Consider the following 13,571-nt stretch of genomic DNA (forward strand, 5'->3'; position numbering starts at 1 on the left):
CTCACGTACGGTTCTTAGAGGGGAAAGCTCCCGTAAGGGGGCTGACCTACTCGACATAGACCAGTACCTGAACGAAGCCCATTCCTACGGGCTGACCTCGGTACGGGCTCACTTCAATGTCATGGCATGGAGCGATGACGCGGAGGAACTGAAGCATATCAAGAACGACGTAGGCAGCCAGCTTGCCAGCATGGAGTGCGTCCCCCGCCACAACACTATCGACTGCCCGACGCTCTACTGGGCGGCGATGCCCGGCAACGCGGCGGACTTCCCGGCGGAAGAGAGTTTCCACACCTTCATTGAGCAGGCGGTGTGTCTCTTCACGGAGGAAACCAACTACCGCAGCTCATTATCGCCCTTCGGCATCAAGATGGTGGACAGGCTTACGGGAAAACCGTTGCACCTCGACATCAGCGACCTGCCGATGAAGCGGGGCATCACGACCAACCGCAACAAGTTCGTGTTGGGTCCTTCGGGCAGTGGCAAGTCGTTTTTCATGAACCACCTCGTGAGGCAATACTACGAGCAAGGTACGCACGTGGTATTAGTGGACACGGGAAACTCCTATCAGGGCTTGTGCGAGATGATCCGGCGCAAGACAAACGGGGCGGATGGCGTGTATTTCACCTACACGGAGGAGAAACCGATTTCGTTCAACCCGTTCTACACCGATGATTACGTGTTCGACGTGGAGAAGAAGGACAGCATCAAGACATTGCTGCTGACGCTCTGGAAGTCGGAGGATGACAAAGTGACGAAGACGGAAAGCGGCGAACTGGGCAGTGCGGTGAACGCCTACATCGAGCGTATCAGGGCTGACCGGAGCATCGTTCCCTCGTTCAACACCTTCTACGAGTATATGCGCGACGACTACCGCCGCGAACTGGCGGAACGTGAGATAAAGGTGGAGAAGTCAGACTTCAACATCGACAATATGCTCACCACCATGCGGCAGTATTACCGGGGCGGACGCTACGACTTCCTGCTCAACTCCACGGAGAACATCGACCTGCTCGGCAAGCGGTTCATCGTCTTCGAGATTGACAGTATTAAGGAGAATCGCGAGCTTTTCCCGGTCGTGACCATCATCATCATGGAAGCCTTCATCAACAAGATGCGCCGTCTGAAAGGCGTAAGGAAACAACTGATTGTGGAAGAGGCTTGGAAGGCGTTGTCTTCGGCGAACATGGCTGAATACCTGCGCTATATGTACAAGACCGTGCGCAAGTATTACGGGGAGGCAATCGTGGTGACGCAGGAGGTGGACGACATCATTTCCTCGCCCGTGGTCAAGGAAAGCATCATCAACAACTCCGATTGCAAAATCCTTCTCGACCAGCGGAAGTACATGAACAAGTTTGATGCCATACAGTCCCTGTTGGGTCTGACGGAGAAGGAGAAGTCGCAGATACTCTCCATCAACATGGCGAACAACCCGTCAAGGCTCTACAAGGAAGTGTGGATAGGACTGGGCGGCACGCAGTCGGCGGTCTATGCCACCGAAGTTAGTGCTGAAGAGTATCTGGCGTACACCACCGAAGAAACGGAAAAAGTAGAGGTGTACCGTCTGGCGGAGCAGCTGGGCGGCGACATTGAAGCCGCCATCCGGCAGCTTGCCGAAAGACGGAGAAACAAGGAATAGGCAATAAGTAAAAACAGATTCATCAACTAAAAAAGAAAATGCGTATGAGTATATCAAGAACGAAAATGCTGCAAGTCAGCAAGTGTTTAATCGGGCTGGCGGTCATGGTGTTGCAATCCTGCGATGTAGCGGACAACCGCCGTGACCTGCTTTGCGGAAACTGGGAAAGCGTAGAGGGCAAGCCCGACGTGCTTATCTACAAGGAGGGCGAAGCCTATAAGGTGACGGTGTTCAAGCGTAGCGGGCTGCGCCGCAAACTGAAGCCGGAAACCTATCTCTTGCAGGAAGAGAACGGCAACCTGTTCATGAACACCGGCTTCCGTATCGACGTGTCCTACAACGAAGCAACGGACATCCTGACCTTCTCGCCCAACGGGGACTATGTGCGCGTGAACCCGAAACCGGACCATCCGATAGGCAAGCAATAAATAATGAAATCCACTAAAATCCAAAGTAACATGAGAACAAGAATAACACTTATTATCTGCCTGTGCCTGTTTGCAGTCGGCAGGGCAAGCGCACAGTGGGCGGTGATAGACCCGTCCAACATCGCGCAGAGCATCGTGAACACCTCGAAGAACGTGGTACACACTTCCACGACCGCCCAGAATATGATAAAAAATTTTCAAGAGACGGTGAAGATTTACGAGCAGGGCAAGAAGTATTACGACGCGCTCAAATCCGTGAACAATCTGGTAAAGGACGCCCGGAAGGTGCAGCAGACCATCCTGATGGTGGGTGACATCACCGACACCTATGTGACCAGCTTCCAGAAGATGATGCGTGACGACAACTTCACGGTGGAGGAACTGGGAGCCATCGCCTTTGGCTACACCAAGCTGTTGGAGGAATCCAACGACGTGCTGACGGAACTGAAGAACGTGGTGAACATCACCACGCTCTCCATGACGGACAAGGAGCGCATGGATGTGGTGGAACGCTGTTACTCCAAGATGAAGCGTTACCGCAACCTCGTGAGCTACTACACCAACAAGAACATCAGCGTGAGCTACCTGCGGGCAAAAAAGAAGAACGACCTCGACCGCATCATGGGGCTGTACGGGAACATGAACGAAAGATACTGGTAGCCTATGAATTTCGACAACCTTCACCAGATTCTGCGCTCGCTCTATGAGCAGATGATGCCGCTATGCGGGGACATGGCGGGTGTGGCGAAAGGCATTGCCGGGCTGGGCGCGCTGTTCTACGTCGCCTACCGGGTGTGGCAGTCGCTGGCGAGAGCCGAACCGATAGACGTGTTCCCTATGCTCCGCCCCTTTGCGATAGGCTTGTGCATCATGTTCTTTCCGACGGTGGTATTAGGTACGATAAACAGCACCATGTCGCCCGTCGTGCAGGGTACGGCAAAGATGCTGGAGGCGGAAACGCTGGACATGAACCGATACCGTGAGCAGAAGGATAAACTGGAATACGAGGCGATGATGCGTAATCCCGAAACCGCCTACCTCGTGTCGAACGAGGAGTTTGACAAACAGTTGGAGGAACTGGGCTGGTCGCCCGGCGACATGGTGACGATGGCGGGGATGTATATCGAGCGCGGGATGTACAACATGAAGAAGGGCATCCGCGACTTCTTCCGCGAGATATTGGAACTGATGTTCCAAGCCGCCGCACTCGTGATAGACACCATCCGCACGTTCTTCCTCGTGGTGCTGGCGATACTCGGTCCGATAGCCTTCGCCATATCGGTATGGGACGGCTTCCAAAGCACGCTCACGCAATGGATATGCCGCTACATACAGGTCTATCTGTGGCTGCCCGTGTCGGATATGTTCAGCACCATACTGGCGAAAATCCAAGTGCTGATGCTGCAAAGCGACATCGAACGGATGCAGGCTGACCCGAACTTTTCGCTGGATTCGAGCGACGGGGTGTATATCGTCTTCATGATAATCGGCATCATCGGTTACTTCACCATCCCGACGGTGGCAGGCTGGATTATCCAAGCCGGAGGCATGGGAAGCTACGGTCGCAACGTGAACCAGACGGCAGGACGAGCCGGAAGCATGGCGGGCAGCGTGGCGGGTGCAGCCGCAGGAAACGTGGTCGGACGTGCCGGGAAACTGCTGAAATAATCAACTGACAATTAAAAACGAATAAACAACAATGGAATTTAAGTCACTCAAAAACATCGAATCATCGTTCAGGCAGATACGCCTGTTCGGTATCGTCTTCCTCTCGCTGTGCGCCGTGATAACGGTATGGAGCGTGTGGAGTTCCTACCGCTTCGCTGAGCGACAACGGGAAAAGATTTACGTGCTGGACAACGGCAAGTCGCTGATGCTGGCTCTCTCGCAGGACTTGTCGCAGAACCGTCCGGCGGAGGCAAGGGAACACGTGCGCCGCTTCCACGAGCTGTTCTTCACGCTCTCGCCCGAAAAGAGCGCGATAGAGCATAATGTGAAACGCGCCCTGCTATTAGCGGACAAAAGCGTGTACAACTACTATTCGGACTTCGCCGAGAAGGGGTACTACAACCGTATCATCGCCGGGAATATCAACCAAGTGCTGAAGGTGGACAGCGTGGTATGCGATTTCAACGGCTATCCCTACCGTGCCGTGACCTACGCCACGCAGAAGATCATCAGACAAAGCAACGTCACCGAGCGCAGCCTCGTGACGACGTGCCGCCTCTTGAACTCGTCCCGTTCGGACGACAATCCCAACGGTTTCACCATCGAGGGATTCACCATCATCGAGAACAAGGATTTACAAACCATCAAAAGGTAACGGACATGAAGAAAATCAGGAAATCATTTTGGCGTGCGTACTGGAAACTCCACGACAAAAAGAAAATGCTGGTGGCAAGGCTCAAAGGCTATCTGGACGGTTTGCCTCCGAAGACACGCAAACGCATCGTGCTGACGATGCTCGCCGCCTTCACGGTGCTTGCCCTCTACACCTTCGGAAAAGCCGTCTATGACATCGGCAGGAATGACGGCAGCCGTATGGTGACAGACCATGCCGGACAAGTGGAACTGTCCGTAAAGCCGGACAACAATCATAATGTAATACCTTATTTATATGGAACAGACGAAGAATGAACCTAAAAACGAGAACAAGGCGGCTCCCGACAACGGGAAACCGAAGAACCAACGCCAAGCCGAGAGCCATCAAGCCTGCTTGAATGGCCAAGGCGCGAAGGAGGAAGGCAAAGCCAAGGAGCGCAAGCCGCTGACCGAAGCCCAAAGGCTGAAACGTCAGAAAATGATAGTGTTGCCCGCTATGGTGCTGGTATTCATCGGGGCGATGTGGCTGATATTCGCCCCGTCTTCCGACAAGGAGCAGCAACCGGGGACGGGAGGTTACAACATCGAAATGCCCGACGCGGACAAGGCGAACCGCCAGATCATCGGCGACAAGGCGAAAGCCTACGAGCAGGGGGCGATGGAAGAACGGCAGGAGAACCGCAGCCGTGCCATGCAGGAACTGGGCGATATGTTCGACCGCGAGGTGGCGGAAACGGACGGCGGCAGGGACTTCGACCTTGCTAATCCCGGAAATGCGGAAGATGCAACAGCAAAATCATCCGCTCCGAAAACCATCCAATCCTCCGCAGCCGCCTACCGCGACCTCAATACCACGCTCGGCAACTTCTATGAGCAGCCGAAGAACGACAACGCGGAAATGGACGAATTGTTGGAGCGTATCGCCTCGCTGGAATCGGAACTGGAGAGCGAGAAAGGCAAGGCGTCCGCTATGGATGACCAAGTGGCACTTATGGAGAAGTCCTACGAACTGGCGGCGAAGTACATGGGCGGTCAGAACGGCACACAGCCACCTGTCGGACAGGCGGCGGAACCTTACCCTGTGCAGAAAACCGGAAAGAACACGGCTGCACCTGTCAGGCAGGTGACGCATCAGGTGGTATCCTCGCTCTCACAGCCGATGAGCAACGCCGAGTTTGTCGCCTCCTTCTCGCAGGAGCGTAACCGCAGTTTCAATACGGCGGTGGGCGTCACGACCGTATCAGACAAGAACACCATATCGGCGTGTGTCTATGGGGCGCAGAGCGTGACCGACGGGCAAGCTGTCAAACTCCGGCTGCTGGAGCCGATGGAGGTAGCGGACAAAATCATCCCCCGCAATGCGGTGGTGGTAGGCACAGCAAAGATTCAGGGCGAACGGCTTGACATAGGAATCACGTCGTTGGAATATGACGGCACTATCATTCCGGTGGAGCTGGCGGTGTATGACACGGACGGGCAACCCGGTATCTTTATTCCCAACTCGATGGAAATGAATGCCGTCAGGGAGGTTGCCGCCAACATGGGCGGCTCGCTGGGCAGCAGCATCAATATCTCCACCAACGCAGGGGCGCAGCTTGCCTCCGATTTGGGCAAGGGGCTGATACAAGGCACAAGCCAGTATATCGCCAAGAAGATGCGTACCGTCAAGGTGCATCTGAAAGCCGGGTATAAGGTAATGCTCTATCAGGACAGGAATTGAAAACAGAAAAAGTAACAACAATCCAATTTTTATTTACCACTAAAATCCAAAGTAATGAGAAAAGTAATCATCATGTTTGCCCTCGCTATGGGCATCGTAACTGCCAACGCGCAGGAGAACGTAACCGTTGGAAAGGACAACGGAAGTGAACAACCGACCTTGACAAAGGAGGTCTATCCGCAGAAGGAGGCGGACGGCGACCTGTATCACGGGCTGACAAAGAAGCTGACCTTTGACCGCATGGTCCCTCCGCACGGCTTGGAAGTGACCTACGACAAGACCGTCCACGTCATTTTCCCCTCGGAGGTTCGTTACGTCGATTTAGGTTCGCCCGACCTGATTGCGGGCAAAGCCGACGGAGCGGAGAACGTCATCCGCGTGAAGGCTACCGTGAGGAACTTCCCGAACGAAACCAATATGTCCGTGATAACGGAGGACGGGAGTTTCTATACCTTCAACGTGAAATATGCCTCCGAACCGTTGCTGCTCAATGTGGAGATGTGCGACTTCATCCATGACGGCGAGAAGGTGAACCGCCCGAACAATGCGCAGGAAATCTATCTGAAGGAACTGGGCAGCGAAAGCCCGATGCTGGTACGCCTTATCATGAAGTCCATCCACAAGCAGAACAAGCGCGAGGTGAAGCACATCGGCTGCAAGCGATTCGGTATCCAGTATCTGCTGAAAGGTATCTACACGCATAATGGTTTGCTCTATTTCCACACGGAGATAAAGAACCAGAGCAATGTGCCTTTCGATGTGGACTACATCACATGGAAAATCGTGGACAAGAAGGTGGCGAAGCGTACCGCCGTGCAGGAGCAGATCATCCTGCCGCTCCGTGCGCAGAATTACGCCACACTCGTGCCGGGCAAGAAGAGCGAGCGCACGGTGTTCACGATGGCGAAGTTCACTATCCCCGACGATAAATGCCTCGTGGTGGAACTCAACGAGAAGAACGGGGGGCGTCACCAGTCTTTCGTGATTGAGAACGAGGACTTGGTACGTGCCAATACCATCAACGAACTTCAAGTGCGCTGACCATGAGAAAGTACATCGCAATAATCATCGCGTCGCTTGCCCTGTTTACGGGGCAGGCGCACGCCCAGCGATGCCTGCCGAAGATGCAGGGCATCGAGGTCAGGGCGAACATGGCGGACCGCTTCAATCCCGGCGGCAACGACGGCGGGTACAGTTTCGTGGCGGCTCTCTCCACCTACACGAAAAAGGGGAACAAATGGGTGTTCGGCGGCGAATATCTGTTGAAGAACAACCCTTACAAGGACGGAAAGATACCCGTGGCACAGTTCACGGCGGAGGGCGGATACGACTTCAAGATACTTTCCGATGCCCGTAAAATCGTGTTCGTCTATGCAGGTGCTTCGGCTCTTGCCGGATATGAATCGGTGAACTGGGGCGAAAAGGTACTGCATGACGGCTCCACGCTCCATGACCGGGACGCCTTCATCTACGGCGGTGCGCTGACGCTCGATGTGGAGTTTTACGTGGCAGACCGTATCGCCCTGCTCGCCAACCTCCGGGAGCGTTGCCTGTGGGGTGGCGACACGAGGAAGTTTCATACGCAGTTCGGGGTCGGAATCAAGTTCATCATCAACTGACACGGACATGGAACGGACGGAAATAGACATCATCAGACAAATGCCCATTGCGGTTTTTCTCGCACGGCTGGGGCATGAGCCTGTCAGAAGGAGCGGTAACGAGCTGTGGTATATCGCCCCGTATAGGGGCGAGCGCACGCCCTCTTTCCGTGTGAACGTGGCGAAACAGCTCTGGTACGACTTCGGTCTGGGCAAAGGTGGTGACATCTTCACGCTTGCCGGGGAGTTTATCGGAAGTGGCGACTTCATGGAACAAGTGAAGTTTATAGCGGGAACCTCTAATATGCAGATTGCAGAGTTTGACAAACCGACCTACATTCCGAAGCAGACAGAACCTGCCTTTGAGGGAGTGGAAGCCGTCCCTCTGCTTCGTTCTCCACTGACAGACTATCTGGCGGAACGGAGCATTCCTTACGTTGTCGCATCACGCTACTGCTGCCGACTGAATTACTGTGTGCGTGGCAAACGATATTTTGCCGTCGGTTTCCCGAACGTGGCGGGTGGATATGAGATCCGCAGCCGCTTCTTCAAAGGATGCGTGCCTCCGAAAGATGTGTCGCTGGTCAAGGCGGAAGGCTCTCCGGCTGACGTGTGCAGCGTTTTTGAAGGCTTCATGGACTTTCTTTCTGCTGCCACGTTCGGATTGGAAAAGGGTGAGTGCCTCGTATTGAACTCTGTTGCCAACGTGGAAAAGGCAATGAGGTATCTGGACGGCTGCGGGTGCATAGACTGTTATCTCGACCATGACGCAGCCGGACGGCGCACGTTGAAAACGCTGAAAGGACATTATGGAGAACGTGTCTATGACCGTTCCGCTCTCTATGACGGTTGCAAGGACTTGAACGAGTATCTGCAACTGACAACCAAAAAAGAACAATAACTTAAAAATCAAATGACAATGAACATACTGAACAACAAAAACAAGAGAATATCAATCTTCAAGACGTTGGCACTCTGCCTGTTCGCTGCCGTGTCGCTCACGCTCGTATCGTGTGACGACGACATGGACATACAGCAATCCTATCCCTTCACGGTGGAAACCATGCCCGTGCCGAACAAGGTGACGAAGGGGCAGACGGTTGAAATCCGCTGTGAGCTGAAAAAGACGGGCGACTTCGCCAACACCCTCTACACCATCCGGTATTTCCAGTTCGAGGGGGAAGGCACGCTGAAAATGGACAACGGAATCACGTTCCTGCCCAATGACCGCTACCTGCTCGAAAACGAGAAGTTCCGGCTGTACTACACGGCGGCGGGTGAGGAAGCGCACAACTTCATCGTGGTAGTGGAGGACAATTTCAGCAACTCCTACGAGTTGGAATTTGACTTCAACAACCGAAACGTGAAGGATGACGGGGTTATCACTGTTGTCCCCATCGGGAACTTCAAGCCCCTTACACGATGATGCGTGTATTCATGGCTATCCTCTGTTCGCTTCTGGCGGTCTGTTCCGTGTCCGCACGGAACAGACGCCATGAGGGAACGGACGGGCAGGCGGCTATCTACCGGCTGCCGCTTTTCGAGAGGGCGGTGCGATGCACGAAGTATTTTGAGGGCTGGCATTCGGAAAAACATCACCCGTATTATCCAAAGGAAAACATTATCCAAAGCCATCTGAATAATATATCTAAAAATGAAGATGTTGTAGTAATTATAAATGATAAAACTTCTGATAATAATAAGCAGAAAAAACTTTCTTGTCCTTCCCAATCTCAAAGACGGTTCCGCAAACTGACAGTATCGTTACCCTTACACGTAATGAAAATATCGTCTGGATTTGGATATAGAACAGACCCTTTTACGGGAAAGAAGAAGTTTCATAATGGTATAGACCTGCGAGCCGATAAGGGAACGGCAACATTTTCAATGTTAACAGGAGTAATCATTATGGTGGGTAGCGACAACTCTCGTGGCAATTATATAATGATAAGGCACGGCAACTATGTTGTCACTTATTGTCATTTGTCAAGGATTCTTGTAAGGCAAGGTCAAATGGTGGAGCCAGGTGAGACTGTCGGACTTGTAGGTTCAACAGGGCGCTCCACTGGTCCACATTTGCATTTGACATTATACTATGGGAAGCAAGTGCTTAACCCTTTGATACTTCTGAATTATATCAGGTATATTCTTGACAGGAGAATGAATGTGCATACAGGCTATAATCAATGCGTATGCGTGCCAAGTCCCTTCAGCCATTCTCTCAAAGAATTATTCTTCTCCCAAGAGGGGGCATCTTGTGTACCGCCATCAGGTATGACATCCTTGTATGCAGATTCAAGAGCCTCCCTCTTCTGTTTTGAGTCTGCTCGGGCATAGATTTCGGTTGTTGTTATTGACGTATGCCCCAGTATGTCGCGTATGTAGATTATATTCACCCCTGCTTGAAGCAGATGCATGGCTTTACTATGACGAAGGCAATGTGGTGACAAGCGTGCCGGTATCAAATCCGGATTCTCATCATGGGCCTGGGTCACATACTTCATCAACAAGTATGTGACACCAGCCCCTGTGAGTTTGTTTCCGTCACGGTTCTTGAATAAGGGGGCTGTTTGGTTTTCCGCCCGGTCAAGCCTGTTTTCGTTTATGTAATGCTGCAAAATCCGAACTTGCTTTTCTTGAAGGGGAACGGCACGGTTCTTGTTTCCCTTGCCTTGTAAAATCAGATATGCAGGTGCTTCTAAGTGTAGGTCGCATGGACGCAGTGAAATAAGTTCCTGAACACGGGCGCCCGTATCATATAAAAGTGCAAGCATAGCAAGATCCCTTCTGCTGGCAACGGTGTCTGCCGGGACTTGTGCCAAAAGCAGCTTCACTCCGTCCACCGAAAGGTATGCCATCGGCTTGGGATGTGCTTTTTTGGTTCTTATGGACAGTATTTCCTGCCATCTGTCTATATGCGTAATGTCCGCATGTTGTAAATATCGACAAAAAGAATGTATGGCGGCCAACCTTTGGTTACGTGTCTGTATGGTCACACCTTTTGTGTTTTCAATCCAAGCAAGGAAATCAAGAACGTTTCCTTTGACAAGAACCGCAGTTGATAGGTTTTGAGTCTTGATTCCTTTTATCCGTTCTATATAATCAATATAAGAAACGAACGTGTTGGCATAAGAACGTATTGTATGGGGGCTTGCCCCCCTTTCTGCTGACATGTATGAGGAGAAAAAAGCCCCAATGTGTCTTGCCAATGGTGATTCTGTCTGTTTCATGGTCATTTCATTGTTGAGATGGTTGGGAAAACATATTCTGATATTGCTGAGGTAGTATCCGAAAGATGCGGGTAAACCTGATTGGTAATCCTTACATAGTATTCTGTATCACTTACACATTTGTGTCCAAGTGCCATAGACAATACAGGCAAGCAACAATGCATATCCACACCTTCCTTTACAAGCTTGTCAAGAACATGGACAGCAAAGGTGTGCCTGAGGTCATGTATCCTTGGACCGACTTTGGGTATGTAGTCTATATCGCTCGCTTCAAGTATTTTATAAAACCAGTGTCTTGCACTTACACCTGTCAGTGAACTCCCATCCAACGATATAAGAAATGGACTATTGGGATTGCCCATATTGTGTAAAGGTAGTTTGTCCCGCTTAATCAGATACTGTTCCAATACCTGATATAAAGAATCTGAAATCGGAAGTTGTCTGTCTCTTTTGTTTTTTGTGTTTCGTACAAGAATGATACGGGATGACATATCCACATCGCTGTTAATGAGACTGCAAGCCTCTCCAATCCTCATTCCGGTCGAATACAATAGTCTTAGTAGGACAGGAATGGAAAATATCCCGCACTTGAAATTCCGCCTCACGAACATCAATTCATCTGCGGCCTTGAATATTTTCTTCAATTCCTCTTCAGAAAAAATATACGGTACATATAAGTTTTTGGGCTTGCGTGGATAGATAGGGATATAACAAGGAATGCCAAGTCTTGCCATGTAGCGAAGAAACTGTCCGACGACGCAGCATTTCATATAAATAGTGGTTGCTGAATTTCCGGTCATTTTACATCTCCACGCTTCAAACTCTGACTGCTTTATGCAAGCAGACTTCAAGTTTTCTCGTGTGGCAAACCGGTCAAACTCACGTAGTGCCGTCAGATGGCATCTTGCGTCTGAACCCGCCGCTTTCTTTGTCTCCAAGAAACGTAATATGTATGGAGACAGTATGCTCTTAAAATTATCCTTATATGAAGAATGTGCCATTTTGCTGTTCATAAAAATCGTCTTTGATTGGTGGAACCTCAAGCATACAGGAACTGATTTCCTGCACGTCAATACGTAAATAGTTCATTGTCACGTCCTGCCCAGAGTGACCGAGCGATTCCGATATTATCGGTATTCCGACGCCCTGCTCAAGCATTCTGCTTGCCAAAGAGAATCGCATGGAATGCGGACCGTGTTTGCGTCCGGCATTGTCAACACCGCTTTTCTGAATAGTTGTTGATATAAAATATCCTGCTCCTGTCCTGCTCATTTTCGAGACAGGGGATGTGTGGGTGACAAATATCTCTTCAAGTTCACATTCAGGACGAACTTTCAGGTAGGAAATAATGGCTTCTCCAACGTCTCTAAGCAATGGAAGCTGTATCGGATTCCCTGTCTTTGCCTGCTTCAACAATATTAGCGATTTGTCCCAATCTATATTTGCAAATCTCATCCCTATTATATCGGATATACGCAGGCCGAGTCTTGAAGCCAAGAGCAGCATGGCATATGTACGCTTGCCTATATCTCCATTTCGATTTACGGACATTTCTATCTTCCTAACTTCTTCTTTGGTATAAGTAGATGGTATCTTTTCTCGCATCGGTCGATGGATGAACTCGAACAAATAAGAGAAGCTGGGGACTTCCGGGTGGAATTTGTCTATGAACTCATAAAACTGGCGCATGGTGCTATGCCGTGATTGGCTGGATTCCTTTACTCCCAGAAATTCAAGGACATCACTTTCTGATATTTGAGCAATCTCATCCTTCCCTTTCATATTCAAAGATGCTATGAAGTAGGACAACAGACGTTTGTAATTGTCAATAGTTGTCATCATGCACCGTTGAGATAACTTGTAATCAATGAAGCCCAGCGCAAGGGCTCCAATATTACCGGGGAATGACAACGGAGGAACACGTTTGGATTGCTTGGGTATTTCACTCGTCGTCACAAATGCATCAAGGATACGGACACTCCGTTTGAATCTCCGCTTAGAAGCAGGGGAAAGAAGCGGAAGTTTTTCTGCAAGAAATTTTCGTCCCCAATCCAATTCATAAAAACTTGTACCGTTTTGTACAAGAAATGGCTTTAAATGAAGTTTCCATCGAACCACATGGGTACTGATGCAACCCTGAGAATAGCCTGATTCTTTCATCTTCTCAGAGCATTTGACAATCAAATTGTCAATGGTGTAATTTTTAATTTCCATATTTTGAGCTTTTGTTATACCGTTATAAATATAGCGGGAACGACACTCAATCCCATACTATTTCTACAAATATTATCACAAGCAATTATCATAACTAATGATGACAACCAGATAGTTATAGAAATATTACGAGTTATCTTTGGATAATGTTTTCCTTTGGATAATATGGGTTATCGAAAGATTTTGATAACCCATATGTAGGATATGGACATCGGTTGCAGCCGGGGGAAAGGTATTCGGCACGCACCATGACGAAGCGGCAGGCGGACGCGCTTCTGCGAAAAGACCTGCGGAAGTTCTGCGCGATGTTCCAGCAGTTCGGGAAGGATTCGTTGTTGTTATCCGAAATTTCGGATAACAACAGTTATCCAAACCCCAGCATTATCCTAAAAATACAGTTTTTTATTCTGTAAATCA

General features: G+C 50.4%; 14 protein-coding genes and 2 pseudogenes. 13 read left to right on the top strand and 3 right to left on the bottom strand.

The features are described 5' to 3' along the window. The 13 genes and pseudogenes from KTR07_RS26825 to KTR07_RS28860 all read left to right on the top strand — a co-directional run. Positions 1-1,642, top strand: a 1,642-nt coding sequence (locus tag KTR07_RS26825) for a TraG family conjugative transposon ATPase (RefSeq protein ID WP_217315548.1), incomplete at its 5' end; no start/stop codon positions are given. Positions 1,643-1,686: 44 nt separating this feature from the next. Further along, on the top strand, positions 1,687-2,070 hold the full coding sequence (locus KTR07_RS26830; RefSeq protein ID WP_008645944.1) for a DUF3876 domain-containing protein: 384 nt from the start codon (positions 1,687-1,689) through the stop codon (positions 2,068-2,070). 30 nt (positions 2,071-2,100) lie between these two features. Further along, positions 2,101-2,730, top strand: coding sequence for a DUF4141 domain-containing protein (locus KTR07_RS26835; RefSeq protein WP_004308927.1), 630 nt, complete (start codon positions 2,101-2,103; stop codon positions 2,728-2,730). A gap of 3 nt (positions 2,731-2,733) precedes the next feature. Then, entirely contained in the window at positions 2,734-3,738 is a 1,005-nt protein-coding gene (gene traJ / locus KTR07_RS26840) for a conjugative transposon protein TraJ (RefSeq protein ID WP_032567517.1), read from the top strand. 31 nt (positions 3,739-3,769) lie between these two features. Further along, the gene (traK, locus tag KTR07_RS26845) at positions 3,770-4,393 is read left to right on the top strand and encodes a conjugative transposon protein TraK (protein ID WP_004308925.1); all 624 of its coding nucleotides are present in this window, start codon (positions 3,770-3,772) and stop codon (positions 4,391-4,393) included. Between the two features lie 5 nt (positions 4,394-4,398). Further along, a complete protein-coding gene (locus KTR07_RS26850; protein WP_032567516.1) occupies positions 4,399-4,707 on the top strand; it encodes a TraL conjugative transposon family protein in 309 nt (102 codons plus the stop codon). After that, positions 4,688-6,112: a conjugative transposon protein TraM gene (gene traM, locus KTR07_RS26855; RefSeq protein WP_134771239.1), complete on the top strand. Its 1,425-nt coding sequence runs from the start codon at positions 4,688-4,690 to the stop codon at positions 6,110-6,112. Before KTR07_RS26850 ends, traM begins: the two co-directional genes overlap by 20 nt. 54 nt (positions 6,113-6,166) lie before the next feature. Next, positions 6,167-7,153 carry a conjugative transposon protein TraN gene (gene traN, locus KTR07_RS26860; RefSeq protein ID WP_008645936.1) on the top strand — a complete coding sequence of 329 codons (987 nt, stop codon included), beginning with the start codon at positions 6,167-6,169 and terminating at the stop codon, positions 7,151-7,153. 2 nt (positions 7,154-7,155) lie between these two features. After that, the gene (locus tag KTR07_RS26865; RefSeq protein ID WP_217315549.1) at positions 7,156-7,731 is read left to right on the top strand and encodes a conjugal transfer protein TraO; all 576 of its coding nucleotides are present in this window, start codon (positions 7,156-7,158) and stop codon (positions 7,729-7,731) included. Positions 7,732-7,738: 7 nt separating this feature from the next. Next, a complete protein-coding gene (locus tag KTR07_RS26870; RefSeq protein WP_008645933.1) occupies positions 7,739-8,611 on the top strand; it encodes a toprim domain-containing protein in 873 nt (290 codons plus the stop codon). An 18-nt stretch (positions 8,612-8,629) separates the two neighbouring features. Next, a complete protein-coding gene (locus KTR07_RS26875) occupies positions 8,630-9,136 on the top strand; it encodes a DUF3872 domain-containing protein (RefSeq protein ID WP_008645930.1) in 507 nt (168 codons plus the stop codon). Continuing rightward, positions 9,133-9,315, top strand: a pseudogene (locus tag KTR07_RS26880) (hypothetical protein); the annotation flags it as partial. The gene KTR07_RS26875 and the pseudogene KTR07_RS26880, both read left to right, overlap by 4 nt. Before the next feature lie 174 nt (positions 9,316-9,489). Continuing rightward, positions 9,490-9,816: pseudogene (locus tag KTR07_RS28860) on the top strand (M23 family metallopeptidase); the annotation flags it as partial. Positions 9,817-9,893: 77 nt separating this feature from the next. Here KTR07_RS28860 and KTR07_RS26890 read toward each other — a convergent pair. Genes KTR07_RS26890 through KTR07_RS26900 form a run of 3 tightly spaced genes read right to left on the bottom strand, consistent with a single transcriptional unit; the run spans position 9,894 to position 13,154 of the window. Beyond that, positions 9,894-10,940, bottom strand: coding sequence for a site-specific integrase (locus tag KTR07_RS26890; RefSeq protein ID WP_118442054.1), 1,047 nt, complete (start codon positions 10,938-10,940; stop codon positions 9,894-9,896). A 2-nt stretch (positions 10,941-10,942) separates the two neighbouring features. Continuing rightward, a complete protein-coding gene (locus tag KTR07_RS26895; RefSeq protein ID WP_118442050.1) occupies positions 10,943-11,953 on the bottom strand; it encodes a tyrosine-type recombinase/integrase in 1,011 nt (336 codons plus the stop codon). After that, a complete protein-coding gene (locus KTR07_RS26900; RefSeq protein ID WP_118442049.1) occupies positions 11,922-13,154 on the bottom strand; it encodes a site-specific integrase in 1,233 nt (410 codons plus the stop codon). The genes KTR07_RS26895 and KTR07_RS26900 overlap by 32 nt, the downstream gene beginning before the upstream one ends. Positions 13,155-13,571 lie beyond the last annotated feature (417 nt).

The organism is Bacteroides sp. MSK.20.82, assembly GCF_019052485.1.
Taxonomy (GTDB): Bacteria; Bacteroidota; Bacteroidia; order Bacteroidales; family Bacteroidaceae; genus Bacteroides; species Bacteroides thetaiotaomicron.

What these genes read in the sequence shown, in the direction of transcription:
- KTR07_RS26830 (WP_008645944.1), top strand. Translation starts at nt 1,687, where the DNA reads ATGAGTATATCAAGAACGAAAATGCTGCAAGTCAGCAAGTGTTTAATC.
- KTR07_RS26835 (WP_004308927.1), top strand. Translation starts at nt 2,101, where the DNA reads ATGAGAACAAGAATAACACTTATTATCTGCCTGTGCCTGTTTGCAGTC.
- traJ (WP_032567517.1), top strand. Translation starts at nt 2,734, where the DNA reads ATGAATTTCGACAACCTTCACCAGATTCTGCGCTCGCTCTATGAGCAG.
- traK (WP_004308925.1), top strand. Translation starts at nt 3,770, where the DNA reads ATGGAATTTAAGTCACTCAAAAACATCGAATCATCGTTCAGGCAGATA.
- KTR07_RS26850 (WP_032567516.1), top strand. Translation starts at nt 4,399, where the DNA reads ATGAAGAAAATCAGGAAATCATTTTGGCGTGCGTACTGGAAACTCCAC.
- traM (WP_134771239.1), top strand. Translation starts at nt 4,688, where the DNA reads ATGGAACAGACGAAGAATGAACCTAAAAACGAGAACAAGGCGGCTCCC.
- traN (WP_008645936.1), top strand. Translation starts at nt 6,167, where the DNA reads ATGAGAAAAGTAATCATCATGTTTGCCCTCGCTATGGGCATCGTAACT.
- KTR07_RS26865 (WP_217315549.1), top strand. Translation starts at nt 7,156, where the DNA reads ATGAGAAAGTACATCGCAATAATCATCGCGTCGCTTGCCCTGTTTACG.
- KTR07_RS26870 (WP_008645933.1), top strand. Translation starts at nt 7,739, where the DNA reads ATGGAACGGACGGAAATAGACATCATCAGACAAATGCCCATTGCGGTT.
- KTR07_RS26875 (WP_008645930.1), top strand. Translation starts at nt 8,630, where the DNA reads ATGAACATACTGAACAACAAAAACAAGAGAATATCAATCTTCAAGACG.
- KTR07_RS26890 (WP_118442054.1), bottom strand. Translation starts at nt 10,940, where the DNA reads ATGAAACAGACAGAATCACCATTGGCAAGACACATTGGGGCTTTTTTC.
- KTR07_RS26895 (WP_118442050.1), bottom strand. Translation starts at nt 11,953, where the DNA reads ATGAACAGCAAAATGGCACATTCTTCATATAAGGATAATTTTAAGAGC.
- KTR07_RS26900 (WP_118442049.1), bottom strand. Translation starts at nt 13,154, where the DNA reads ATGGAAATTAAAAATTACACCATTGACAATTTGATTGTCAAATGCTCT.